Genomic DNA, 23,890 nt, shown 5'->3' with positions numbered 1-23,890 from the left:
TGACAATGGCACGAATTGGTCTCATTCATTGAACCAAACGCCCATCTTTGGAATATGGTGTAAGCAAAAACGTAGGGATGATGAAACATGAGAGACATAAGAGACACAAGAGATATAAGAGATATAAGAGACATCGAACAGGACTTGGACTTGGAACACCAACCCGTTAGTATACAAACCTATAAAGTGCTAAAGAGCAAATTAAACCTGATGTACCCCGCTGTTATTCATATGAATGCTCCTCTAGTACAGCATAAAATCAATACAACCATTGTCGATGCCGTCAACAAGCAGCTGCATGATCAGGGATTCCCACAAAATCCAGAAACCGATGTGACCGCTTATTATGAAATCAAAACGAATGAACGTCGCGTACTGAGCTTATCGTTGCTCAATTATGCTTTCTCTGGCGGAGCTCACGGCATGACCATCCAACAATCATTGACGTTCAGCACGGAAACTGGGCAAAGCTATACGCTAAGCCAGTTATTTAAACCAGGCAGCGATTACGTCAAAAGAATTAGTGATATCGTTGCCGCCGAGATCAAACGACGCGAAATTCCATTGTTGGTTGAGTTTACAGGCATTCGACCTAATCAAGACTTCTATATTGCGGATAAATCACTGGTTGTTTATTTTCAACTCTACGAGCTAGCCGCTTACGTGTATGGCTTCCTTTACTTCCCTATTTCGGTGTATGAGCTCCAGGATATCATTGCTGAAGACGGCCCACTTGGGAAAATGATGTACTAAAATAGGCTAGACGCAGACAATAATTTGTCGGCTGAAATTCCCCTTGTTTACCGTACAGCGTGAATCGATGTGGAAGCCAGCTTTGGTCAAAAGCGGATCGATCTGCTCTGTCGTTACAATGACCGCGCGCTGCGCTAACCGGCGGGCGGTTTGGAGCATGTCCAGCTTCTCGGCCTCCGGCAGCACGGAGCACAGATTATACGGCATGTCCAAAATCAGCGCATCGTAGATGCGCTCTGGACTGCCTGGCAGGGCCGTCGCATGCGGAACAAGCGTCCGCATGTCCGCGATCTGGACCACCCCCGGCATGCCGAAGTGGTCCAGATTCACCCGCGCGCCGCGTACGGCCAGCGGGTTGATGTCGTAGCCCACGATGTCAATCCCCATCGACATCGCCTCCACCAGCACCGTGCCCATGCCGCAGCACGGGTCAATGACCCGCGTGCCCGCCACCTCGGGCACGGCGATGTTCACCACCGCCCGCGCGAGGCGCGTTCCGAGGGCGGTGGAGTAGTTCTGTGGCTTCTGCTGATGCTGAAGCCACACGGCTTCGCCGTAGCTGCATTCGCCGAACAACCATCGGCCACCCAGCTCCGTCACGGCGAAGTACTGCTCCGGCCTGCGCATCTCGGCCTTGCCGCGCAGCCCCAGCCCCAGTTCGCGCTCGACGCTGCGCTGGCGGTCATAGCTGACCGCCGTGTCCGTCTCCGCGAACACAACCTTGAACGTTGCGCCGCGCACGGTCAACGTCTGAAGGTCAGAGGCCAGCTCCGGCAAGCTGCCGGCCTCAAAAGCAACATCCATCCGCAGCTTCAGAAACGGGCTGCGGCTCGGCTCTACCTTGTGCGCGCTGACGGCATAGCGCGCACCGATGACAGCCTCTGCGCCCAATAACGTGCGCAGCTCCAATTGACACAACGCCTGTTCATCCTCATGACAGGCAAATACATAAATATGTTCCTTACTCACTTGTTCCATGCCCTACCTCACTCTTCCTTACGCCTTTACGCTACGCAAATTCCTGAATAACCTGCTTCACGAACGTATCCATCGTTTTACACAAAAACATATCCTTCCGATGCACAATGCCGACTTCCTTCTGCGGAACGGGATCGATAATCGGAATCGCGCACAACTTCTGCTCACGCATCTGAGCCCCCATGCCATCTACATAGGATTGTGGCAAAATTGCACCGCACACATGGTTTTTCGCCATTTGTAATAAGGATTCGAGCGTGGATAATTCCACTATCGGTTTCCAAGCAAGACCGATCTGCGCGCAGCAATCATCCATCATTTGCCGAACATAGAACTTCTGCTGCAGCATCGCAATCGGAATTTCGGTCAACTCCGCCAACCTGATTTCCCTCACCTGCTCTTGGGCAAATGCATGTTGAGCCGATACCACAAGTTGAAGCTTCTCTTGATACAACGGCACACATCGCAGCTGCTCATCCTCCTCAGGCAAAAAAACAACGCCCACATCCAACTCATTGCTCAGCAGCTTCTCCTTGGTTTCCTCGGTAGCCAGCTCCATCACCGATAGCTCGATTTTCGGATACTTGGCATGAAACGTCATAATCGTCGCCGTCAGCAAATGATTGCCCGAACAACCAATTCGCAATCGCCCGCGCTGCATCCCTTGAAGCTCATTCATCGCCATCTGGGCTTGCTCCAGCTCGTGAAAAATGTTGCGACTATGCTTGCGCAGAATCTCGCCGGCTTCGGTCACATACACTTTTTTACCCATGCGCTGAAAAAGCGGCGACCCCACCCGATCCTCTAACAACCGGATCTGTTGACTGAGGGTAGGCTGGCTAATGCCCAGCCTTTCTGCTGCTTTTGTGAAATGAAGCTCCTCACATACCGCCAAAAAATACACCAATAACCGATAATCCACCTGACACCCCCGATCATAGCTATTAACTATGATAGTAATTGATAAATAGCAATTGATCAATGATTGCGAATTTTCTATAGTTAAGGGTAAAAGATTGTGAGTACCCTCAATAGGAAAGGTGGCACAACATATGTACGGAAACATTCGCATCGAACAAAATCAAAGTGGTAAGCCTATGCCAAATTTGAAAGAGAATCTAGGGTTTGGCAAACTTTTTACAGATCATATGTTTATGATGAATTACGAAGAAGGTCAAGGCTGGCATGATCCGCGCATCATTCCCTACGGTCCGATTTCACATGACCCTGCTGCGATGGTTTTCCACTATGGGCAAGCTGTTTTTGAAGGGATGAAAGCATTTCGCACGGAGAATGATGAAGTTGTTTTATTTCGTCCCGATCAAAATGCCAAGCGTTTAAATCGTTCTAGCGAACGACTCAGTATCCCGCAATTGGACGAAGAGTTCGTTGTCCGTGCTATTCAAGAGCTAGTTCACCTTGATGCCGCATGGGTGCCGAAGAAGGAAGGCTCCTCTTTGTACATCCGTCCGTTCATCATTGCAACGGAAGGCGTGCTAGGTGTCCGCCCATCTCTGACTTATTCCTTTATTATCATTATGTCGCCAGTTGATGCTTACTATGAGGAAGGGCTGCAGCCAATTAACATCCTTGTGGAAAGCTATTATGCGCGATCCGTACAAGGCGGGACAGGCAATGCCAAAGTAGCCGGCAATTACGCTGCCAGCCTAAAAGCACAAATGTTGGCTAAAGAGCATAACTGCGCACAAGTGCTATGGCTTGATGCCATCGAGAAGAAGTACCTGGAAGAAGTCGGCAGTATGAACGTCTTTTTCAAAATTGGCGGAGAAGTCGTCACGCCTAGCCTTAGCGGCAGCATTCTTGAGGGAATTACGCGCGGCAGCATCATCCACCTGCTGAAAGAATGGGGTATCCCCGTGTCTGAGCGGAAAATATCCATCGATGACATCGTGAAAGCTCATGCGGATGGGACGCTGGAAGAAGCTTTCGGCACCGGCACCGCTGCGGTTGTATCGCCAATTGGCAGCCTGCTGTGGAACGGTACACCGATGGTCGTGAACCATGGCGAGATCGGCGAGCTTGTGGAGCGACTGTACACGACAATTACAGGGATTCAAAGTGGCAAACTGCCAGACACGTTTGGCTGGTTGTTAAAGGTTTAAATACTTCTTCACGGCTTAGCGTGCAGCGCGGCTCTGTACAAAAGACACCCTGTTGGGTGTCTTTTGTCTTTTATTTGCTTTTGCGGAACTTTTGCCTCGCCGCTGGCCTTGAGGGAACCTAGATACGCTATTTCTTCATAAAAGGGCGATATCTCTCCGCAGGGGGAACGTAGATGCCTTATTTCCACGAAATATGAGCAAAATGACTGCAAAAGGAACAATTAGCGTATCCTCGTTCCCTTTCAAACACAAATCGGTGTTATTGCTTCAAATAGCGCCCTCACGTTCCGCCCCTCCCCCTACTTCTCCTAATCCTTCGCATTCCCCTGCTCATCCACAACATGAGCATCAATGTCAATAATGTCCTTGCTGCTAACGGCATCATCTCCGAGGAAATCCCTCAGCTTGCTTTTCGCTTTGCGTCTAACCTCGTCATCAATACTCTTCGACACAGCCGCTAACGCAAAGCCCAGCGCACTTAGATCATCGACGTAACCAACAATCGGCAGCAAATCTGGCATTAGATCCAGCGGCAAAATGAGATACCCCAAAGCACCGTAGATCTGAACTTTCGCGCGAAGCGGCGTTTTCGGACTATCCAGTGCATAAAAGAGCAGTAAACCCATATAAATCACTTTACTTCCCGCTTTTTTGGCACCTTTTTTCAACTTGGACCAGAAGCCGTCAATTGAGAAATACTTTTCATATTTGGACACATTCATTTGGCGACCACTCCATTCATCTGCATTCACTGTATACCCTGTATATACCCTATTTTACACTGATCTCACACAAGAAGTCTTCGTTTCTGTATATCTAACTTTTACCCAAGTCCATCCAAAGAATATCCCTATACAAATAATCCCTCATCCTGTATGGTGTTGAAATCGACATCTTACTGCAAGAAATGAGGTTTTACTTATGTCATCCATCTGGAATAAAATCACATCCATTCGGCTACCCTTCTGGGTTATGTTCATGAATACCTTCAGCATGGCGGTCGGATTTTATATGATGATCCCGTTGCTCGCCTCTTATCTATTAAATGACATCCTGCTAACAGTCAGCATGGTTGGGATTATTTCAGCGATTCGCAGCTTTAGTCAACAAGGGCTTTCTGTTCTTTGCGGAACTTTGGCTGACAAGCTCGGGTATAAGCGTACCATTCTAATTGGTTTGTTTATCCGTACCTTTGGTTTTGGTATGTTCGGTTTCGTCGACAGCATCCCTGGCTTTATTATAGCCTGTTTCTTCTCCGGCTTAGGCGGATCACTATTCAACCCAGCCAGCTATGCTTATTATGCGGCATTATCTACTTCGAGTAACCGCATTACTATTTATTCGATTCGCGAAATGTTAAGCAATATGGGATTCGTTGTAGGTCCTGTTGTAGGTGCATTACTGATGGGCTTTCATTTCAAATATGTGAGTATGGCTGCTGCCCTTATTTTCGCATTTTCCTTTTTCTTTAGCCTCTTCTTCTTGCCAGCTATCCAGAGTGAGCAATCTCGCAAGGCCTACACAAGTATCTGGTCACAAATGAAAAATGTACTAAGCAATCGTCCTTTTCGACGTTTTATGATTTTCACGATGATTTCGTGGTCCCTTGTCACTCAATTATATATAGCTGTTCCGTTTCGAGTACATCAGCTTGCCAGCGATGCGAATATCGGACTCATTTACAGCTGTGGCGCTGTTGTCATGGTCCTTCTGCAAGTGCCTTTGTCCAAATTGGGCAACCAAAAGCTTCAGCCCTTTGGCGTGATGTCATTAGGCACACTGCTGTTGGCAGGCGGTTTATTCACAATGGGCATGCTGGGAGGCATGTGGGGGATTTACGCAGGAGTGATCGCCTTCATGATTGGACAAGTATTTCTACAGCCTATGATGAATACCATGGTTTCCGACTATGCCGGGAATGATCAAATTGCCAGCTACTTTGGCTTCAACAGCTTTGCTCTCTCCATCGGCGCAATCATTGGTAATGTCGGCGGCGGTTATTTGTATGACCTAGGCAATTCCCTTGGCTGGCAGGGCCTTCCCTGGGTTTGCTTCTTCGGGTTTGGACTTATGAATATTGTGTTTATGCTAAAAGAGCAAAGAACGACGTCGGCTGCTAAGTCTTTCATCCGCACAGAAGCTTAAATAGTGATACGTTCTTCTATTCGCTAGCTCTCACAATCTGAAAGCTCACAGCTACAACGCCGTTACTGTAGCACCATTCCCCCACTTCTTCGGTGAGTTTTCAGCGGAGTCGATGACACCATCCAATGACATGAATAGTCCCGCTACGATTTTTCTCATCGTGTATTTGCTCCTTCTACGGCTTCACTTTAGTTACTTTACTTTAGCTGTTGAATCATATACCTGAATCTTAACATAAAAGAATATCCAAGATGGTATCCAGCATTTTTGCATATGCCTATTGCACTCTATATCGCGCGGTGATATACTCATCTCATGATATATCACAACACGATATAGCGAGACATGATACAACATACCCTGATATAAGAAAAAGGTGCATTTATGGATAGTGAAAAGCTCTACCGTCAATACTTACCGATGTCTGAAACCGCCTACTACATTCTGCTTTCACTGACTGAAACCCGGCATGGTTACGGCATTATTCAGTTTGTTCAAGAGCTGACGCACGGTCGAATTCACTTAGGTCCTGGAACGATTTATGGCAGCTTATCACGGATGGAGAAGGATCGTTTGATTCAGGCTGTAGCCGAAGAAGAACGTCGTAAGCTATACTGCATTACCCCATCTGGGAAAGAACTGCTTAAGCTCGAGATCGCCAGAATCACGGAGTTATACGAAAATGCGAAGAAAGTAGAGGGATCTTTCGATGAATGAGACCAAAAAAGTGTTTAAATGGTGGGACGGTTCACAATCAGAACTCATTTCTGCATGGCTCGAGAATATGGAGGCACAAGGTTGGCATTTACAACGTGTCAATTGGAATGGCCTGCGCTTTCATTTTAAGAAAGGTGCTCCACGTAAAATGAGCTATTGCGTAGACTATCAAATGAAAGTAGATCCCAACTACACTAGTATTTTTGAGGACACGGGATGGGACCGAATTTACAGCGGAGCCGGCTGGTATATTTGGAGACAAACCTATCAAGAAGTAAAACCTGAAATTTTTACCGACATTGACTCCATGATTGATCGGAATAAACGACTACTCGGTGTATTTACTGCCGTAACTGCCGCTCAAATCCCAATTATCATGATTAATATCGATAATGCCTTCTTCTATCCCCTACTCATCTTATATATCCCTCTGATGGGCCTGCTTGTAGCTAGTTTATACCGACTAGTCGCTGCCAATAAAAAACTTCAAGCCAAAAAGGACATTCTGTAATGGGCTAGCTGGCTAGCTGAATGTCCTACATTGACCCTGTATGATCGCTAACGTACTCGTTTATCCTATTGCTCCACGCTCTCTTAAGAGCGCTATCACCGCCGTATGTCCTTGCTCTTGAGCCAGATCAATCGCATAGACGCCGTCCTCTGACTTCGCATGTACATCCGCACCATGATCGAGCAACAGGGAAATGATCGCTGTACTATCCTTATGGAAAGCCGCTACATGTAAGCTTGTATGTCCATTGCTATCCATTATCGTCGGATTTGCTCGGTGAGCAAGCAGCAATTGTATGACTTCCATGTTCCGCTCGCCAGCAATAGCCGCGTGAAGTGCCGTATTGGATGGGATGTAACTCACTTTGGAGTGAGATATGGCATTCACAACCGCACCATTTTCCAGAAGCAGCTTAACTACTTCACTCTGACCGAAATGTGCTGCAAATCCCAATAGGGTAAGGCCCTCACTGTTCTCAGCATTGGCAAGCGTAAGATCCGAGTTTAGTAACGCCTTGATACGATTTGCGTCTCCTGTGCGTGCTGCGGTAAATATATCGTTAATCATGTAGGGAAGCCTCCTCTAACTTGTATGTATGTCAATTCGGCAAAAACCCAACAATTTCCTTTTTCATCCAAATAAATGAATCCATCCTGCACACTTAGACAGACCTTTTCCCTCGCAACTCGGCACGCATCTTCCCCCATTTATAAATGAACCCATCCACCACCAAGCCAATCATCCCATACATCACTACGCAGATCACATAAGTGAAATAGGTTACAGGCAGCAACGCACTGCTCCCCGGCCATTTCGTTGTATTCATGCGGTCAAATAACACTTGATCCAAGGCATCGACCTTTGCAAGCAAGCTTATCGGCGGCGTCAGTCTTATCCATAGATTCGCCAATCCGAACCCTGCACCATCGCAGACACAAACGATAACGCTAAGCACTATAAGCCAGAAAGCACAACGTTTTAACAATGACAATGGACAGACCTTCTTTCTCCGTTAAGTTGGATGGTTAACTATAAAAAACCAATATAACACAAAAAAAGCTACCCCCGAAAGAGTAGCCCCACAACTGCAAACAAACCAAACACGGATAACATCGCACCTGAAATGCGGTTGATCCATAGGAACGCCGCTCCTTTGAGCCGCTCCCGCAACAGTCCAACTAACAAGCTCAACAACAGCCACCACAGCGCGGAGCCTGTGAAGACACCAATCACTAGAGCGATCGCTGGCGAGAAGCCTGCATCGCTGCTACCGCCAAGCCCTAGACCCGCGAAGGCGCCGACGAACGACATAATCGTCATCGGATTCGTGATCGTGAGTAGCAACGTAGACGCGTACGATTTGAACAGCGTGTCCCCTGTTGCTTTAGCGGCCTCGGCAGCAGGCTTCGAGCGGAAGGTTTGCACGCCCAGATAGATGAGAAACAAGCCGCCGACCAGCTGCAGGATCACCTTCTGATCCAACAGGAAGCTGGTGATCAGCGTCAATCCGAAGCCAGCGATAAAACCATAAATGGCATCAGCCGTGGCTGCGCCTAGCCCTGACAGAAAACCATGTAAACGGCCCAACGTCAGGGTCCTGCGCATGCATAAGATCCCGATAGGGCCCACCGGTGCTGCGATCGAAAAACCTAGCAAAAGCCCTTTTAACAACGGGATCAGCAATTAAAACACCTGCTCACCATCGTAAGTAGCGATTTTCTTATAGAGATCCGGACGTCGATCGCGGAAAATACCCCATTCGATACGCTGAACTTCCAGCTGATCCAAGTCGAACTCAGCAACGAGAACCGTTTCCTCGTCACGCCCAGCTTCTTCAATCAGATTGCCCTGCGGGCCAGCAATGAAGGAAGAACCGTAGAAGTTGATGCTGGAATCTTCATCTACTTCCTTGCCAATCCGGTTGGAGGCAATAACCGGCATCAAGTTGCACGCCGCGTGACCGCGCATGCACATTTGCCAGTGATCCTTCGAATCAATGGAGCCATCCTGCGGCTCGGAGCCGATTGCCGTTGGGTAGAACAACAGTTCTGCCCCCATCAGTGCCATGACGCGAGCAGCCTCCGGGTACCACTGATCCCAGCATACGCCGACGCCGATTTTGGCGTAGCGTGTTTTCCACACTTTGAAGCCGGTATCTCCCGGGTTAAAATAGAACTTTTCCTCATACCCCGGACCGTCGGGGATGTGGCTTTTGCGGTACGTGCCGAGCACAGAACCATCGGCATCGATGACGGCAAGCGAGTTGTAGCGCGCATAGTTCTTTTTCTCATAGAAGGAGATTGGAAGTACGACTTGTAGTTCTTTGGCGATCTCACGGAAGTGATTGATCGCTTTATTGGTCTCGAGCTCCGTCGCGTAGCGGTAGTAGTCGGATTTTTCTTTTTGGCAGAAATACGGCGTTTCAAAAAGCTCTTGAATCAAAATAATTTGTGCGCCTTTCGCCGCGGCTTCGCGTACCAGTTTCTCCGCTTTGGCGATGTTTTCTTCTATATTATCGGAACAGCTCATTTGTGTGGCTGCTACAGTCACTTTTCTCAATGGAATCACCCTTTCTTGCTGGCTGGCATTTGCTGCGTGGTGCAGTGCACATTGCCGCCTTCTTTAATGATGGACATACCGTTTATCGTACGAATTCTACGATCTGGGAAAGCCGCTTGAAGCACTTCAATCGCTTTGCGATCCGTCTCTTCTGAGGTTCCGCCAAACACCGGCAAAATAATGCCGCCGTTCACGAAATAAAAGTTCAAATAGCTAAGCGTCAAGCGCTGCTCTTCAAAGAAAGTAAGCGGAGGCTGCTCGATCTGAATGATCTCAAAAGAGCGACCTTTAGCGTCCTTAGCGTTACGGAGAATCTCCAAATTCTCCTGCGTAATCGCATAGTTCGCATCCGAAGGATCGTTGCACACTTGCAGAATGATTTTGCCTGGAGCTGCGAAGCAAGCAATATTGTCCACGTGACCGTCCGTCTCGTCGCCGTCCAGCCCTTTGTTCAACCAGATGATCTTCTCCACGTTAACGAAATCGCGGACATGCCCCTCAATCTCCACACGGCTAAGCTCCGGATTGCGGTTCGTGTTTAATAGACACTCTTCTGTAGTCAAAAGTGTACCTTCCCCATCCACGTGGATGGAACCGCCCTCCATGACGATCGGAGCGTCAAAACGTTTCACACCATGGTGCTCCGCGATTTGTGGAGCTACGTTATCATCGAGATCCCAAGGCGCATATTTGCCGCCCCAGGCGTTGAACTTCCAGTTGACTGCTGCGATTTCTTGCCCCTCGTTCAACACGAAAGTTGGACCATTATCGCGGAACCAAGCGTCATTATGAGGGATCTCAAGGAAATCTACGTTAGACTCCGTAAACATCGCCTTCACTTGCTCGGCATCAGATGGGTTAACGATCACGGTTACAGGTTCGAATTCAGCAATGGCTTTGGCTAGATCTGCATACCCTTTGGACACAACTGCGTGATCTTCTGGGTAAACCATCGATGCTTGAACAGGCCATGAAATAAAGGTGCGCTCGTGCTCTGTCCACTCTGCTGGCATGCTATAGTTTAAATCTTTGGGTTTCGTCATCATCCATCATCTCACTTATCTCAATTGGATTTATAATCTCGTAGAATATAAAAAAAACATCGTCTCCCATCATAACTCAAAAGTGGCTAAGGCTCAATGTAAATAGGTAGTTCCATGACCAATTCCTGCTGATAACGGACTACCAATTTCTACAACGCAAAGCATAATCCCACTGACAATGAGATTCCTATTGATTTGTATCGTGTCCAAGTGGGGCATAATGATGCGGACGTGTTGATCGGATAGGGAATGCATCTCAGCTCTGAATACAAGCCTCCACCCGTTTAGTCCGATATTCCCCAACTAATCTCGTCCTCTACACCATTTCTAATTATTTAGTCCTAAATAGCCCAACTAAATGAGCCTAAACAGCCTCAATCCAACGAAAATGGATGAATAGTTCGGCAAAATGTGACTATCGGCTCTTTTTCAAGCCGAATCAACGATTTAGTTGGACGATATCGGACTAAAACAGTCTCCGACGCCAAAAAAGCTTGCGTCAGCACAAGAGGCCACCCCATCGGGGTGACCTCTTATTTTTTATTCTTCATACGGTTCAGCGAAGAACCTACTAGATAGGGGTAGGTCAGTAATAAACCAGCTAAATAAAGAAGCACAGCTATGTAGACAGGCAGCAAATGGACAAAATCCGTATATCCAATTTGGCCATGAACCGCGAGCCCTGCCACGAAGCCGGGCAGCCCTCCCCAAAGGAATGTCCACCACAACCAGCCCTCGCCTTGATTGACGCCCCATAGTGCCGAAGCCGTTATTGCTACTGCTAATGAAAACAGCGCGCCACCAAAGCCTGCACGATCATGTGCAATGAGCGGGATAATCGAGTCACTCCAAGCAGACAGCTGTGAAGTGGTTACACCCAAATACGCCAAATCACTAGGAACAAATACGCCGGTAATCCCTACGATCGATATCGTGAGACCTCCAATTCCTAATCCAAAGCCAAGTATCACGAAGCAGCATTGCCCCCACTGGGCTCTTAGCCATATCCGGTCATTCCGTAGACCTGGTGGTTTACGAGACGGTTGATCCTTTAGTCCACGCAACGTAAGTAGAAACATGGGCAGCAGAACAACTGCCGCCGCCGCATGCAGCGGATCGAAATACCCGTAGCCGAGATAGAGAAAGAAACTGCTAAAACCGACAACACAAGAAGATAAGACTGCCGTACGCGCCCAATGCAACCCATAACGTAAGCCATGATGAGCTAGCTGATAATAAAAAATGCCAATGGAGATCATTGTACCCGCTAAAGTAATACGATCATGTGACATGAAATGAAGAAGGTGGCTATTAAAACGGACAATTTCACTGCGTGATCTGCCTAAGAAGTCCTCATCATAAGGCAAAACCACCGTCGTTGCTGCAATAAACCAGGCGAGCACACCGCCGATCATCATGCCTAATCCCAGCAGACTCATCCAGCCCCAATTCGCGAAGAAGGAAGGGAGTGGTGGGAAGGATGGGGGTGATGGGAATGACGGCCCCTCCCCTCCCCGAGGAGACATCGCAGGGACGGCCTCCTTGCCCGCGGAAGACACAGGAGCAGCGAGGCGATCATACAGAATCGCCTCATTAATGCGCTTGGGCAGCCCTGGCCCCGCGTAAACCAACCCGCTGTGCAGCATCACGCTAGTCGCGCCTGCTGCCAACAGCGCGAGCGCGTCCTCCGGCTGATGCACGCCGCCGGCCGCCACAATCGCGCTGCGCTCGCCCAGCGCCTCGCGCAGCAGCCTGACCTTGCTCAGCTGCGCGCTGAGCAACGCTGCGCCGCCGACGCGCTCGCGGCGAGTGCCCGGCTCCCGCTGCGCGTCGCCGAGGACGACACCGCTGAAGCTGCGCGCGGCGTCCAAGATCGCAGGCAGCTCACCCTCCGGGAGCTGCTGCGGCACATACAACAGCAGCGGCTTCCCCGGGGCCGCCGCTTCCGCCAGCTGGCGCACCTCCGCGAGGTACGCCATAGCCATGTCGGATGGCCAGCCTTCGGCGAGGCCATCGAGGGTGAAGCCCGCCGCGTACGGCGCCAGCTTGAAGAGCAGCTCCCGCTGCTCTTCACAAGCTTCGCGCGGCGAACTTCCCGGCATCGGCCGCAGCCGCACGAAGTGCGGCAGTCGATGCCCCGTGCCCTTGCGCAGGCGCGCGGCGATCGCGTCCGCGCCGTCGTTCTCATAGCCATCGGAGTAGACGATGGCCTCCTCACCAACCACGCGAGTAATCGCCGCATGGCTGCAGACGGCTTGGGCCGTCACAGGCCCGAGCTCGATGAACCCGAGCCCGAACTGGGCGAGGGCCTTGTGTGCGGTGCCGTGCGGGTCAAGCCCGCCGCTGAGGCCCACAGGGCAGGCAATGGGTACGCCTGCCAGCTCGCTCGCGAGCTGCGGGGACATTTCCATATGACCCATCGTGCGGATTACGAAGGTACCGCCAGGAATGCGACTTAGCCCGCCTATCGCTTGCAGCGTAAGATCTCTCGCCCTTCGCCCGCTAAGCCGGAAAAGCAGCGGTTTAAATAACGTATGATACGACCAATCGGGCATAGGCCGCCTCCTCTTTTGGATATTAGTTCCAGTATACCTTGTATCCCTCATTCTGCCCATAGACACACTTTGTTGCTATTCCCTGTGATTCTAATCACAGGGGTTCCACCCGCTTATTCGCTATACTGAAGGCATCAAGTCATCCTAACAGAAATGAGATGATCCCTATGTTAAGCGAACAAACCATCCAAATTATTAAATCCACTGTGCCTGTACTTGAAGTTCATGGTGTAGAAATAACCAAACGTTTCTATGAAAAATTATTTACCTCTCACCCAGAGCTCCTACATCTATTCAATCACGCTAATCAAAAGCAAGGCCGACAGCAAACCGCTTTAGCTAATGCTGTTTATGCAGCGGCGAAGCATATCGATCGATTAGAAGCGATTCTTCCAGCTGTCAAACAAATTGCCCACAAACATCGCAGTCTTGGGGTTAAGCCTGAGCAATATCCCATTGTTGGGGAACATTTGCTAGGCGCAATTAAAGATGTTCTGGGCGATGCGGCAACAGACGAAATTCTAGGGGCTTGGGCTGAAGCTTACGGCGTCATCGCAAGTGCATTCATTGGCATTGAATCGGATATGTACACCAACTCGGCTATGCAGCCTGGGGGCTGGAGCGATTTCAGAGCTTTTGTCATCACCGGCAAAAAAAGAGAAAGCGACGTCATCACCTCTTTCTACCTAACGCCGCAGGATCATGGTCCTCTCGCTGCATTTGAACCTGGACAATACGTCAGTATCCGTATACAAATCCCAGGCGACACCTACACACACATTCGACAATATAGCCTTTCGCATGTATCTGGTCAGCCGTTCTACCGAATCTCGGTCAAACGTGAAGACACGAACCCTGCCATCCCGGCCGGCAAAGTTTCCGTCTACTTACACAATCAAGCGCAAGAAGGAGATATTGTCTGGCTTTCGGCGCCAGCAGGTGATTTTACCCTGGATCATACGGATTCACGACCTGTTACATTGCTTAGCGGCGGTGTCGGACTAACTCCAATGGTGAGCATGCTGCATTCACTTGTTGCCAAACAACCGAATCGTAAAGTTACCTTCATCCACGCTGCTCAAAATAGTCAACATCATGCCCTTCGCAAAGAGGTCGAACAGCTGGCTGAAGATCATCCACAAGTAACGGTTGCTTGGTGCTATGCACAACCTACAGATTTGGATTCCAGCGAAAAAGTATACCATAAAGAGGGTTATCTCGATCTACCATGGATTCAAACCCTTGTACCTAGCGTGAATGGCAGCTTTTATTTCTGTGGTCCCGTACCGTTCATGAAAACCGTGAACCAATCGCTTATCGCTTGGGGTGTTCCAGAAGCTGACCGTCATTACGAATTCTTCGGCCCTTCAGGGGCGCTTGCCTAAACAAAAAAAGGGAGAAGAGCCTAATCGCTCTTTCTCCCTTTTTCTCGCAGCAGTCGATTCACGGTTTCACGGCGAAGCCCAATAAATTGCCCAATTTCCTCCTGCGTTAGCACGTCTGTCAGCTTCAAGTCGCCTAGGTAATGTTGAAACCATTTTTCCATTTTCAGCAATTTAGCCGCTGGAGCGACTACCGTTAATTGATCAATGCGCTGCTGCATCATGCGCAGCTTGTCCTGCAGCTGACGAGCGATTGTGCGAAAGTGTTCAGGATTGCGTTCCAAATCTGCATACCACGGCTCAGGCGGCAGCACTTCAACCTCACTTGTCACGAGAGCAATCGCCGTTGCATAGTAGGCACTCGGACTAATCAGGGAATGATGCGGAATCGTCTCACCGGGCACAATAATATTGACCAGTGTCGTATTTCCGTCTTCGTGTGATCTGACTATTTTTAATAGGCCCGTATGCAGCTTGAATAGGGAGCCTGACTCTCCCTGCCGGAATAGAATTTCTCCCTTATGCAGTTTCATCTTTGTATATCTCCTTTAATGAGCAAAAAAGCGACAGCACCTTAGCTGATCGCTTTTTCATTTGCACACGAATGACGGCATGCTATAGCTCTTTCTTTAACGGTTCGAATGGGGTCCGCATCAATTGCCGCGCCTGTGTTAATTTGCCCGATAGGTTCACGTACCAATTCAGCTGTTCGACCTTGCCAATCAGCCAAATCGAAACCAATAAGCCTGTTAGCGACACGAGAACAGCAATCGGCAGTGCCCACATGGAGATGGGATGCGCGAAATAGGGAATGAACGAAACCGCCAGGATCGGCGCCGCATTCCATTTGAAGAATTGGATTAACGTGATCGTCACGAGGGCTGTTAAAAAGAATGAAATCGCTCCTGTGCTAATCGAATAAAAAATACTGCCCATCGTAACCGCGATAATGGCTCCGAGAATGATCCGCCGTATTTCTCTAATATTGTCTACGCGATGCATAAATAAGAAACTGAATGCGCCCAACGTTGGGTAAAATACCATCTTCATCGATGGAAAGTGATAGGATGCCCAATAAGCTCCCATCAGATAACAGCAAATGACAAGCGAACGAAGAAACATCGTTGGTTCCCGTCCTTTTCTATATGGGATTCATGAGGCCGTTCACGTCCTAAACCAGACCCTTCCCATTTTACAAAAAAGACAGAGAGTCAGTCAATAACTTTACATGCCATGTTATGTCAATTTGACTCTTCGCTAACCTTGTTCTTAGTTCTTAGTTCCGATCCACGGATACGGTTGTCGATGCAAAAAACTTCGCCACAGCAAAAGACGCCGCTCCCAGCACGGTGGACCGATCACGCAGCTGAGAGAACTCGACTCGCAATTGCTTGCGCGGATGCGGCAAAGATCGCTTCTCAAGCAGCTCCAAAAGGGGCTTCATGAGCCATTTTTCACCGCCAGCCAACCGTCCGCCAAGAATAATAAACTCTGGATTATACCCGTTAATGATGTTCACCACACCTACCCCAAGGTAGTAGCCCAGCCGCTCAAAAAGCTCAATGACCCTTGCGTCGCCACTCTCTGCTTGTGTTAATAAAGACTCCAAATCGACTTCGTGCCCAAGCTCTCTCGCCGCCTGCTCCAATAACGCATGCTCGGATGCGTAAAGCTCCCAGCAGCCCAAGCTGCCGCATCGGCATTTCGGGCCATCATGCTGAATCGAGATGTGGCCAATCTCACCGGCGAAGCCCGTCGCCCCGCGATAGAGCTCATTTTTGATAATAATACCCGCACCGATCCCCATACCAATGGACACATAAATGAGATTCGCCGTGTCTTTGCCAGCGCCAAATTGCTTCTCCCCAACTGCACCAGCATTCGCCTCATTATCGATGACAACAGGCAGACCAAATTCAGCTTCCAGCTGTCCCTGCAGCTGCACATTTTCCCAGCCCAGATTCGGAGCAAACAATAAATTCCCCTCCTCATCGCAGATGCCAGGCACACCGAGACCGATACCAATCACACCATATACGCTCTCTGGCGCGGTTTCAATTAACTCACGAATTGTCGTTTTCAGCAGTTGCGTTACCTGTTCTACAGACCCGTTGTGATGCAGGATGCGATTCTCACGAATCACTTTTCCCGTTAAGTCGGTGAGCACAGCCAACATATCATGTACACCCAGATCAACACCGATCGCATAGCCGGCCGTTCCGTTAAAAAGCAGCATCATCGGCTTGCGCCCACCGCTTGACTCTCCAACACCGATCTCTTGGGCGAGGGAGCTCTCGATCAGTTCATTCACGAGACTAGATACTGTCGCCTTCGTCAGTCCTGTAATTTCAGCAATTCTAGCGCGTGAGATTGGTGAATCCGTGCGAATGTGATGCAAGACGATCGATTTATTAATCTTTTTCACAAGGTTTAAGTCGCCTGTTTGTTTCATGGTTATCCTCCATACCGTTCCAAATGCTGCGAGTCATCGCTATGGAAATGATTCTAACATAGAAGGCTTTTTCATGCATTAACTAAGTTTGTTTAATGAATTTACAAACTTTAAGAATGATGCTATGATGACTTCATAAGCAATTATTATTCCTTTATACGGAGGCTGAATTCATGAGCTACTTTGACAACATTCAACCGGTTACTTACGAAGGCCCGACATCCACGAACCCACTTTCCTTTAAATTTTACAACCCAGAGCAAGTCATTCTAGGCAAAACAATGCGTGAACACATGCGCTTCGCAGTTGCTTACTGGCATTCTTTCTCTGCTAATGGTTCTGACCCATTCGGAGCTGGTACGAACGTCCGTGCTTGGGATAAATACGACGGCTTAGAGCTGGCAAAGGCTCGCGTTGATGCTTGCTTCGAGCTTCTAAACATTCTAGGTGTCGACTATTTCGCATTCCACGATCGCGATATCGCGCCAGAAGGCAACACCTTGCAAGAAACGAATGCAAACCTCGATGAAATCGTTGGTTTGATCAAAGATAAAATGGCTTCCACAGGCAAAAAGCTGCTTTGGAACACAGCCAACATGTTCACAAACCCGCGCTTCGTTCATGGGGCAGCTACTTCCAACAATGCAGAAGTTTTTGCATATGCAGCAGCACAAGTGAAAAAAGCTTTAGACCACGCGAAAGAGCTTGGCTCTGAAAACTACGTATTCTGGGGCGGCCGTGAAGGTTACGAGACGCTTTTGAACACGGATCTTGGTCTTGAATTGGATAACCTTGCTCGCTTCCTGCACATGGCTGTTGACTATGCCAAAGAAATCGGCTACACAGGTCAATTCTTGATCGAGCCTAAACCAAAAGAGCCTTCCAAGCACCAATACGATTTCGATGCAGCGACAACACTTTCATTCTTGCAAAAATACGACCTGCTTCCTTACTTCAAATTAAACCTTGAAGCTAACCATGCAACGCTTGCTGGTCACACGTTTGAGCACGAGCTTCGTGTAGCTCGCGTTAACGGCATTCTTGGTTCCATCGATGCGAACCAAGGCGACTTGCTGTTAGGCTGGGATACAGACGAGTTCCCAACTGATTTGTACTCGACAACGATGGCAATGTACGAAATCCTTCTGAACGAAGGCGGCATCGGCCGTGGCGGCGTGAACTTCGACGCGAAAGTTCGCCGTACATCCTTCGAAGCTATCGACGTTGTGTATGCACACATCGCTGGTATGGACGCATTCGCTCGCGGTTTGCAAGTTGCAGCCAAATTGATCGAAGATAAAGTATTCGATAACATCCTTGATACGCGCTACGGTTCCTTCAAGTCCGGCATCGGCGCAGACATCGTGTCTGGCAAAGCGGACTTCAAATCACTTGAAGCTTACGCGCTTGCCAACAACGGACCTATCGTGAACCAATCCGGCCGTTTGGAATTGATCAAAGCAACTGTGAATCAATATTTGCTTAACGCTTAATCGTGTTGCTCGCCGCAACGCGAGTACATGAAACCTCGACAAATCCCGCTTCAGCCTTGGCTGGGGTGGGATTTTTTCTGACTCCAAAAGCCTTGGCTTCGCTCACGCAACTCGAAAAATGAGACTGTCGATTAATTATTTTGAGGGGTCCCAATTCCGTTAAATAGCTGAGAATCGATCTGCCAAGTCATTTCTAATCGATTAAATATTTTTTCGGTTTGAACTAACTCATTAAAATCGATTGTAGGGCAAACGCTTGGGAATTAATCGACAGTCTCAAAATTCGTGTTACAGACTTCCAATGCACTCACTTCGCTCTCGTAACTCGAAAAATTCCTGTTACAGACTTCCAAAGCCCTGGCTTTGCTTACGTAACTCGATTCCTTCAACTCTTTCCTTACAAAAAATCCCACCTCAGCCCTTAGGCTAAAGCGGGATTTCTATTTCTATTTCTATCTTATCCTGTACCTTGGTGCTTAACCACCTTTTCACTCTCCATGGGTTCACCACAGCCGCATTTTGCACCAAACGAGTTGCACCCGCTTAAAAGCAATCCCACGAATATGAAAAGCACCAGTGTTATATACCGATTCCCTTTTCGCGACAACATCTCTTCAGCTCCTGCTCTTGTTTATTTCAGCGCCTCGCGAATCGCATCTTCGATCTGATCCATCGGATCTGAAGCAGACTTCTTGTAGAGCCCGCTAGCGACAGCAGCCTCCACACTTACGGCCTTGTCATCCTCGACCAGCTTCTGCAGCAGCGTACGCGTGCTGCCCTTGAGCTTGGTCTGGATGGCGCGATACGCTACCGCGACCATCTCGTCGCGGCGAAACACCGCGCCAAGCGCAATCGACTGCGCCTCGCTCGCGCTGAGCAGTCCGCTCGCCGCCGCAAGCTCGCTGGCCGTCTGCGGCTCCGCCTCTGCGTAGCCTAGCGCTCGCAGCGTCAGCGCCAAGAACTGCTCGCCGGTGATGCTCGCATCCGGCGCAAACGACACGTTGGTGACTCCGTGCACCAACGCATTACTAAACGCGAAGCCGACTGCCTTCGCAGCCCAATGCGTCGCCGGCACATCCGTGAACGGCGAACTAAGACCTTGAGCATTCGCGGCGGCCGTCTCCCAGCCGAACAGACGCAGCAGCATCGTAGCGCCCTGCGCCCGCGTCAGCGTCTGCTCCAGCTCGTAGCCGCGATCTGTGCCTTGAAATAGCTGCAGTTTGTTCAAGCTATCTGCTTCAGCCGTGTGCTTAACCCCTGCATCCGCAGCCCATGCGCCCGAAGCGAACAACACGGATACAAGCATCGCGCCAACCACGGTTAAAGCAATCTTTTTAATCATTTTCCTCATCGCTGCACCGCCTGATTCGCGCCCTTTTGGCGGAGCGTAGTGAGATCAATAACATACGAGGTTTCCGTTAACTTTTGAAAGAAAGCATCCGTTGGACCGACCAAATCCCATTTGAAGCTAATGGTAAAACCCATCGGGTTGGCGTAATCATCCCAGTTCCGAACCAGTCTAATCGTTTTCCAGCCATCGGAATAGTCCTTTACGACACTTTTGTCGGTTAGCTTTTTACCGGTCACAAACTCGGTACTCTGCCCTCGTACTTGCTTGTTCACATTGTAAATTGGGCCGCCACCGTTGGATAAAGCGCGGACACTATGAACACCATCGGTAACACTAATGAACTCCTCAGTAAAAGAGTTGCCCTGCATAGTCGTCAGTTTTACGACACCGTAGAGCACTTGCAGCGGCTTAGCTGCGTTGTTATAAACCGCATCATAGACGGACGTGGAAACCGTAGGTTTTCCTGCCTTAGCTACAGGATTAGCGGTAAATTCAGCCGCATACTGCACGCTGATCTCCTTCATCTCATAGGTGATACCACCGGGCTTCATAACGTTTTGCTCCGCACCCCACACGGGAACGGCAAGCCCCAGACAGCTTATCAATAATAACACAGAGATAACTTTACTTATTTTCCTAATCATACCAAAACCCCTCCCGTTTCATAGATTACTAGATGATGGGAAGGTTTGGCAATATTTATATGAAGTAATGGCTCACCAGCTAGACTACTCTTCCACTTTCAATTCATTAGAATGAGAGGCTGAATGCCCGTGTAGCGCGGGGTTCAAAGCTTCGTCATCATTGTTGTCACGCACTGTTTTTTGCAGAACAAACGAAGACATGGTCAGGAACAAAGCAGTTACAGCGTAGTACCCTTTGACCGAAAGAATCTGATCGAGATTAATGATGCCGATGAACATGCCTAGCAATGCTAAGGCGAACGAGCTCCACGCTAGGAAGGTAAAAGCCGATGTATTCCGCTTACGCGATTCGAACCCATCCTCCAAATTGTCACGAATAACTTTCTGGAGTACGAATGCCGACATCGTGAGAAACAGCGCACATACCGCAAAATATCCCTTCACACTAAGTGATTCTTCAAGCGTGTAAATCCCGATGAACATGGCCACGAAAGCTCCAATAAAAGACGCCCACGCCATAAAAGTAAAAGCTGTTGTATTCCGTTTCCGTTGATTCATCATCTTAATATCCCCCTATCGTTGCCTCGCAACGCTGTGAATGACCTGCTCTTGTTACTGAGTATATGGCAATCCGATCGTTCTAAATAGTACTATTTTCCAATAGTACCTACTCCTAAGACTTCATAACATAACTACCATTAGTCTCCAATGTGTGCAGGGTTGATTTGACAATTATTTTTCAGCACTTTATAGTACTGCTCATGACAAAAACAAAAAGAATAACTAATCGAGACGTTGTGCTTCAGACCGCTACGAATCTCTTCCTCACCAAAGGCTATTCGGCCACGAGTATGGATGAAATCGTGCACGCCAGCACGGTGTCGAAGACGAATATTTATTATTATTTTAAAAGTAAAGAAGAACTCCTATCTGCGATATTAGACGAGCTTATCCAAACGTATACACAACTGATGCAGGATATTGCTGCCCGTTCGGACTTATGTGTTCAGGAACGTTTCAATCTGTTCTATCAAAGCATAACAAGCACGGAAGCTAGCTCTTTAGCTGGCTGCCCTTTTCTAACGTTGTATACTCAAATGCCGCAGGAGGCGCAGGAACTCAGAAGGAAGGTGGGGTTATTTTTTCAAGATCAGATCCACTTGGTTAATGAACTGCTTCTCGAAGGGGTGCGGACAGGAGAATTCTCTCCTAATCTGCCTACAAAAGCTGTCGCTGGGCTCCTCATCTCTACACTCGAAGGCGCCTTATTTCTGCAGCATGCCAACCAGGATCCCGCATTGCTAGGTCAAACCCTTACGACTTTAGTTCATTTGCTAAAGTAGTTGTTTGCTGCAACCGCAGCGGTAGAGCTCGCCTATCTGTACATCTTCTCGTGCAGATAGGCGAGCTCTTTATCTTTTTCCCCCAAGACATTCACCTATCGCCCACTTGCCGAATAACATATGAGAAAACCTTTACCGCGGCTATTCCAGAGAAGCGCAACCGCCATTCTCCCCCATCAAGTGACGATCATTCATGGGGACCTCGGTAGATGTTCGCTGTATGACCAATCAGAAAGCATTTTTCGGTAGCCCGCAACTTGCCCATTCTGAAGTGGAAAAAAAGTAGGCTCGGATACAGTCATTTCCGACTTCCCATCTCCTGAGCCTCCTACTTTGAGCGTCTCAGTTGTGCTTTTAGCGTATTTCACTCCTGAGGCTGCCTTATATGGAGGCTCAGTCATTTTTTTTAAGGAGGCACAACTTATGCAAATTCACGTTGTCCAGAAAGGACAAACGTTATATCGCATTTCCCAGACCTACGGCGTGTCGGTTGAGGAAGTCGCTGAGGCAAATGAACTAACCCCCAGTCAAACATTAGTCATCGGACAGGCATTAGTGATTCCGATTGTAGGCTCCTACTACTGGGTCCAACCAGGCGAAGGACTTTTCCGAATCGCGCAAAAGCTCGGCATAGATCTAGACACGCTAGCCTCTGTCAATGGACTTACGATATATCAAACATTACCCAGCGGTTTCCGCTTATATATCCCGCCAACCCCGCGTACGCAAGCAGAAGTGAACGCTTATGTTGAACCTCGAGGCACAGATGTCTCGCCAGTTCTCGTTCAAGCAGCACGTGAGGCTGCTCCGCACTTAACTTACCTAGCTCCCTTCAGTTTCCGCATTAACCGCGATGGAACCTTAGTCCAGCCGCCGCTTGATCATCTGCGAGACATCACAAAGCAGCACGGTGTCACCCTTATGATGGTGGTCACGAACCTCGAGAATGACCAGTTCAGCGCAGAGCTGGGTCACATTATTTTGACCGACGAGGCCGTTCAAAATCGTCTTTTGCAGAACATCGAAACAACTGCGGAAAAGCTCGGATTTAAAGATATCCATTTCGACATTGAACATCTTCTCCCTACGGATCGAGAGGCGTACAACAAATTTCTACGAAAAGCAGTAGATCGCTTCCATCAGAAAGGCTATCTCGTGTCCACCGCGCTTGCTCCTAAAACAAGCGCAACACAAGCCGGGCAATGGTACGAAGCACATGATTACAAAGCGCATGGCCAAATCGTTGATTTCGTCATTATCATGACGTATGAATGGGGCTATAGCGGGGGGCCTCCGATGGCCGTTTCCCCAATTGGACCTGTTCGCAAAGTGCTGGAATACGCTCGCAGTGAAATGCCCGCCTCCAAAATCATGATGGGCCAAAACTTGTATGGATACGACTGGACACTGCCATTTGTCCAAGGAGGGGCCTATGCTAAAGCGATCTCTCCACAGGCAGCGATTGATCTGGCCCGTAAATATAACGCGCAAATTCTATATGATTACACCGCGCAAGCTCCTCATTTTAATTATTGGGATGATGCGGGTAAGGAACATACTGTTTGGTTTGAAGATGCTCGCTCCATTCAGGCTAAATTTCGTTTAATTCAAGAGCTCGGACTTCGTGGGATTAGTTATTGGAAGCTTGGACTTAAGTTCCCGCAGAACTGGTTGTTGCTCCAAGATAACTTTAAAATTGTAAAACGCAGTTGACGAGATGAACATCTGATTATAAGGAAATATCTGTAAGAAGGGTCCGTGAAGCGGATTCTTTTTTCGTTTCAAGACGGGGAGACGGCATGCCAGCTCGTTTCGTATAAAATTGACAAAACAGTCGCGGC

Annotated in this window: 24 protein-coding genes and 1 pseudogene; 9 read left to right on the top strand and 16 right to left on the bottom strand. The window is 48.8% G+C overall.

The genetic code is table 11. The features are described from left to right. Window positions 1-87 precede the first annotated feature (87 nt). Window positions 88-753 carry a DUF3298 and DUF4163 domain-containing protein gene (locus J2736_RS27205; RefSeq protein ID WP_310501721.1) on the top strand — a complete coding sequence of 222 codons (666 nt, stop codon included), beginning with the start codon at window positions 88-90 and terminating at the stop codon, window positions 751-753. Between the two features lie 6 nt (window positions 754-759). Here J2736_RS27205 and J2736_RS27200 read toward each other — a convergent pair whose 3' ends face one another. Then, window positions 760-1,731, bottom strand: a complete 972-nt coding sequence (locus tag J2736_RS27200; protein WP_310501720.1) for a TRM11 family SAM-dependent methyltransferase — start codon at window positions 1,729-1,731, stop codon at window positions 760-762. Window positions 1,732-1,762: 31 nt separating this feature from the next. Continuing rightward, window positions 1,763-2,653, bottom strand: a complete 891-nt coding sequence (locus tag J2736_RS27195) for a LysR family transcriptional regulator (RefSeq protein ID WP_310501719.1) — start codon at window positions 2,651-2,653, stop codon at window positions 1,763-1,765. 130 nt (window positions 2,654-2,783) lie between these two features. Here J2736_RS27195 and J2736_RS27190 point away from each other — a divergent pair, with 130 nt between their 5' ends. Beyond that, on the top strand, window positions 2,784-3,854 hold the full coding sequence (locus tag J2736_RS27190; RefSeq protein ID WP_310501718.1) for a branched-chain amino acid aminotransferase: 1,071 nt from the start codon (window positions 2,784-2,786) through the stop codon (window positions 3,852-3,854). A 308-nt stretch (window positions 3,855-4,162) separates the two neighbouring features. On the opposite strand, the gene J2736_RS27185 is transcribed toward J2736_RS27190, so the two are convergent. Beyond that, complete coding sequence (locus tag J2736_RS27185; RefSeq protein ID WP_310501717.1) at window positions 4,163-4,576, bottom strand: YkvA family protein; 414 nt, start codon at window positions 4,574-4,576, stop codon at window positions 4,163-4,165. A gap of 199 nt (window positions 4,577-4,775) precedes the next feature. On the opposite strand from J2736_RS27185, the gene J2736_RS27180 reads away from it, so the two are divergent. The 3 genes from J2736_RS27180 (at window position 4,776) to J2736_RS27170 (ending at window position 7,227) form a co-directional block, all read left to right on the top strand. After that, window positions 4,776-5,999, top strand: a complete 1,224-nt coding sequence (locus J2736_RS27180) for an MFS transporter (protein WP_310501716.1) — start codon at window positions 4,776-4,778, stop codon at window positions 5,997-5,999. A gap of 384 nt (window positions 6,000-6,383) precedes the next feature. Continuing rightward, on the top strand, window positions 6,384-6,716 hold the full coding sequence (locus J2736_RS27175; protein ID WP_310501715.1) for a PadR family transcriptional regulator: 333 nt from the start codon (window positions 6,384-6,386) through the stop codon (window positions 6,714-6,716). Then, complete coding sequence (locus J2736_RS27170; RefSeq protein WP_310501714.1) at window positions 6,709-7,227, top strand: DUF2812 domain-containing protein; 519 nt, start codon at window positions 6,709-6,711, stop codon at window positions 7,225-7,227. Before J2736_RS27175 ends, J2736_RS27170 begins: the two co-directional genes overlap by 8 nt. A 60-nt stretch (window positions 7,228-7,287) precedes the next feature. On the opposite strand, the gene J2736_RS27165 is transcribed toward J2736_RS27170, so the two are convergent. From J2736_RS27165 to J2736_RS27140, 6 genes are all read right to left on the bottom strand, one after another. Beyond that, window positions 7,288-7,794, bottom strand: coding sequence for an ankyrin repeat domain-containing protein (locus J2736_RS27165; protein ID WP_310501713.1), 507 nt, complete (start codon window positions 7,792-7,794; stop codon window positions 7,288-7,290). A gap of 94 nt (window positions 7,795-7,888) precedes the next feature. Then, entirely contained in the window at window positions 7,889-8,218 is a 330-nt protein-coding gene (locus tag J2736_RS27160; RefSeq protein WP_310501712.1) for a hypothetical protein, read from the bottom strand. Between the two features lie 68 nt (window positions 8,219-8,286). After that, complete coding sequence (locus J2736_RS27155; protein WP_397341745.1) at window positions 8,287-8,907, bottom strand: LysE family translocator; 621 nt, start codon at window positions 8,905-8,907, stop codon at window positions 8,287-8,289. Window positions 8,908-8,910: 3 nt separating this feature from the next. Beyond that, entirely contained in the window at window positions 8,911-9,786 is an 876-nt protein-coding gene (gene aguB / locus J2736_RS27150) for an N-carbamoylputrescine amidase (protein ID WP_310501710.1), read from the bottom strand. Between the two features lie 5 nt (window positions 9,787-9,791). Beyond that, window positions 9,792-10,832, bottom strand: a complete 1,041-nt coding sequence (locus J2736_RS27145) for an agmatine deiminase family protein (RefSeq protein ID WP_310501709.1) — start codon at window positions 10,830-10,832, stop codon at window positions 9,792-9,794. Between the two features lie 530 nt (window positions 10,833-11,362). Further along, the gene (locus J2736_RS27140; RefSeq protein WP_310501798.1) at window positions 11,363-12,814 is read right to left on the bottom strand and encodes a dihydroorotate dehydrogenase; all 1,452 of its coding nucleotides are present in this window, start codon (window positions 12,812-12,814) and stop codon (window positions 11,363-11,365) included. Window positions 12,815-13,551: 737 nt separating this feature from the next. Here J2736_RS27140 and hmpA point away from each other — a divergent pair. Continuing rightward, entirely contained in the window at window positions 13,552-14,769 is a 1,218-nt protein-coding gene (hmpA, locus tag J2736_RS27130; RefSeq protein WP_310501708.1) for an NO-inducible flavohemoprotein, read from the top strand. A 20-nt stretch (window positions 14,770-14,789) separates the two neighbouring features. Here the strand turns inward: hmpA and J2736_RS27125 are convergent, their stop codons facing one another. From J2736_RS27125 to J2736_RS27115, 3 genes are all read right to left on the bottom strand, one after another. After that, window positions 14,790-15,299, bottom strand: a complete 510-nt coding sequence (locus tag J2736_RS27125; protein ID WP_310501707.1) for a Crp/Fnr family transcriptional regulator — start codon at window positions 15,297-15,299, stop codon at window positions 14,790-14,792. 82 nt (window positions 15,300-15,381) lie between these two features. Next, window positions 15,382-15,888 (bottom strand): HPP family protein, encoded by a 507-nt coding sequence (locus tag J2736_RS27120; protein ID WP_310501706.1) that lies wholly within the window; start codon window positions 15,886-15,888, stop codon window positions 15,382-15,384. 154 nt (window positions 15,889-16,042) lie between these two features. After that, entirely contained in the window at window positions 16,043-17,218 is a 1,176-nt protein-coding gene (locus tag J2736_RS27115) for an ROK family transcriptional regulator (protein WP_310501705.1), read from the bottom strand. A gap of 173 nt (window positions 17,219-17,391) precedes the next feature. On the opposite strand from J2736_RS27115, the gene xylA reads away from it, so the two are divergent. Continuing rightward, on the top strand, window positions 17,392-18,711 hold the full coding sequence (gene xylA / locus J2736_RS27110; protein WP_310501704.1) for a xylose isomerase: 1,320 nt from the start codon (window positions 17,392-17,394) through the stop codon (window positions 18,709-18,711). 631 nt (window positions 18,712-19,342) lie between these two features. On the opposite strand, the gene J2736_RS27105 is transcribed toward xylA, so the two are convergent. From J2736_RS27105 to J2736_RS27090, 4 genes and pseudogenes are all read right to left on the bottom strand, one after another. Beyond that, window positions 19,343-20,062 carry an S-layer homology domain-containing protein gene (locus tag J2736_RS27105; protein ID WP_310501703.1) on the bottom strand — a complete coding sequence of 240 codons (720 nt, stop codon included), beginning with the start codon at window positions 20,060-20,062 and terminating at the stop codon, window positions 19,343-19,345. After that, window positions 20,059-20,706 carry a hypothetical protein gene (locus tag J2736_RS27100; RefSeq protein ID WP_310501702.1) on the bottom strand — a complete coding sequence of 216 codons (648 nt, stop codon included), beginning with the start codon at window positions 20,704-20,706 and terminating at the stop codon, window positions 20,059-20,061. The genes J2736_RS27105 and J2736_RS27100 overlap by 4 nt, the downstream gene beginning before the upstream one ends. Before the next feature lie 84 nt (window positions 20,707-20,790). Next, on the bottom strand, window positions 20,791-21,111 hold the full coding sequence (locus J2736_RS27095; RefSeq protein ID WP_397341743.1) for a YiaA/YiaB family inner membrane protein: 321 nt from the start codon (window positions 21,109-21,111) through the stop codon (window positions 20,791-20,793). Then, a pseudogene (locus J2736_RS27090) lies at window positions 21,088-21,225 on the bottom strand (YiaA/YiaB family inner membrane protein); the annotation flags it as partial. The gene J2736_RS27095 and the pseudogene J2736_RS27090, both read right to left, overlap by 24 nt. Window positions 21,226-21,467: 242 nt before the next feature. Between J2736_RS27090 and J2736_RS27085 the strand changes: the two are divergent. Both J2736_RS27085 and J2736_RS27080 read left to right on the top strand, forming a co-directional pair. Then, window positions 21,468-22,049 carry a TetR/AcrR family transcriptional regulator gene (locus J2736_RS27085; protein ID WP_310501701.1) on the top strand — a complete coding sequence of 194 codons (582 nt, stop codon included), beginning with the start codon at window positions 21,468-21,470 and terminating at the stop codon, window positions 22,047-22,049. Between the two features lie 423 nt (window positions 22,050-22,472). Beyond that, window positions 22,473-23,762, top strand: a complete 1,290-nt coding sequence (locus J2736_RS27080) for a glycoside hydrolase family 18 protein (RefSeq protein WP_310501700.1) — start codon at window positions 22,473-22,475, stop codon at window positions 23,760-23,762. The last annotated feature ends 128 nt before the right edge of the window (window positions 23,763-23,890 follow it).

The organism is Paenibacillus qinlingensis, assembly GCF_031455095.1.
Taxonomy (GTDB): domain Bacteria; phylum Bacillota; class Bacilli; order Paenibacillales; family NBRC-103111; genus Paenibacillus_E; species Paenibacillus_E qinlingensis_A.
Note: the sequence above shows the minus strand (reverse complement) of the source record. Positions and strands in the feature narration are given on the sequence as shown.

What these genes read in the sequence shown, in the direction of transcription:
- J2736_RS27205 (WP_310501721.1), top strand. Translation starts at nt 88, where the DNA reads ATGAGAGACATAAGAGACACAAGAGATATAAGAGATATAAGAGACATC.
- J2736_RS27200 (WP_310501720.1), bottom strand. Translation starts at nt 1,731, where the DNA reads ATGGAACAAGTGAGTAAGGAACATATTTATGTATTTGCCTGTCATGAG.
- J2736_RS27190 (WP_310501718.1), top strand. Translation starts at nt 2,784, where the DNA reads ATGTACGGAAACATTCGCATCGAACAAAATCAAAGTGGTAAGCCTATG.
- J2736_RS27185 (WP_310501717.1), bottom strand. Translation starts at nt 4,576, where the DNA reads ATGAATGTGTCCAAATATGAAAAGTATTTCTCAATTGACGGCTTCTGG.
- J2736_RS27180 (WP_310501716.1), top strand. Translation starts at nt 4,776, where the DNA reads ATGTCATCCATCTGGAATAAAATCACATCCATTCGGCTACCCTTCTGG.
- J2736_RS27175 (WP_310501715.1), top strand. Translation starts at nt 6,384, where the DNA reads ATGGATAGTGAAAAGCTCTACCGTCAATACTTACCGATGTCTGAAACC.
- J2736_RS27170 (WP_310501714.1), top strand. Translation starts at nt 6,709, where the DNA reads ATGAATGAGACCAAAAAAGTGTTTAAATGGTGGGACGGTTCACAATCA.
- J2736_RS27165 (WP_310501713.1), bottom strand. Translation starts at nt 7,794, where the DNA reads ATGATTAACGATATATTTACCGCAGCACGCACAGGAGACGCAAATCGT.
- J2736_RS27145 (WP_310501709.1), bottom strand. Translation starts at nt 10,832, where the DNA reads ATGATGACGAAACCCAAAGATTTAAACTATAGCATGCCAGCAGAGTGG.
- J2736_RS27140 (WP_310501798.1), bottom strand. Translation starts at nt 12,814, where the DNA reads ATGGCTATGGCGTACCTCGCGGAGGTGCGCCAGCTGGCGGAAGCGGCG.
- hmpA (WP_310501708.1), top strand. Translation starts at nt 13,552, where the DNA reads ATGTTAAGCGAACAAACCATCCAAATTATTAAATCCACTGTGCCTGTA.
- J2736_RS27125 (WP_310501707.1), bottom strand. Translation starts at nt 15,299, where the DNA reads ATGAAACTGCATAAGGGAGAAATTCTATTCCGGCAGGGAGAGTCAGGC.
- J2736_RS27120 (WP_310501706.1), bottom strand. Translation starts at nt 15,888, where the DNA reads ATGTTTCTTCGTTCGCTTGTCATTTGCTGTTATCTGATGGGAGCTTAT.
- J2736_RS27115 (WP_310501705.1), bottom strand. Translation starts at nt 17,218, where the DNA reads ATGAAACAAACAGGCGACTTAAACCTTGTGAAAAAGATTAATAAATCG.
- xylA (WP_310501704.1), top strand. Translation starts at nt 17,392, where the DNA reads ATGAGCTACTTTGACAACATTCAACCGGTTACTTACGAAGGCCCGACA.
- J2736_RS27105 (WP_310501703.1), bottom strand. Translation starts at nt 20,062, where the DNA reads ATGAGGAAAATGATTAAAAAGATTGCTTTAACCGTGGTTGGCGCGATG.
- J2736_RS27100 (WP_310501702.1), bottom strand. Translation starts at nt 20,706, where the DNA reads ATGATTAGGAAAATAAGTAAAGTTATCTCTGTGTTATTATTGATAAGC.
- J2736_RS27095 (WP_397341743.1), bottom strand. Translation starts at nt 21,111, where the DNA reads ATGTCGGCATTCGTACTCCAGAAAGTTATTCGTGACAATTTGGAGGAT.
- J2736_RS27085 (WP_310501701.1), top strand. Translation starts at nt 21,468, where the DNA reads ATGACAAAAACAAAAAGAATAACTAATCGAGACGTTGTGCTTCAGACC.
- J2736_RS27080 (WP_310501700.1), top strand. Translation starts at nt 22,473, where the DNA reads ATGCAAATTCACGTTGTCCAGAAAGGACAAACGTTATATCGCATTTCC.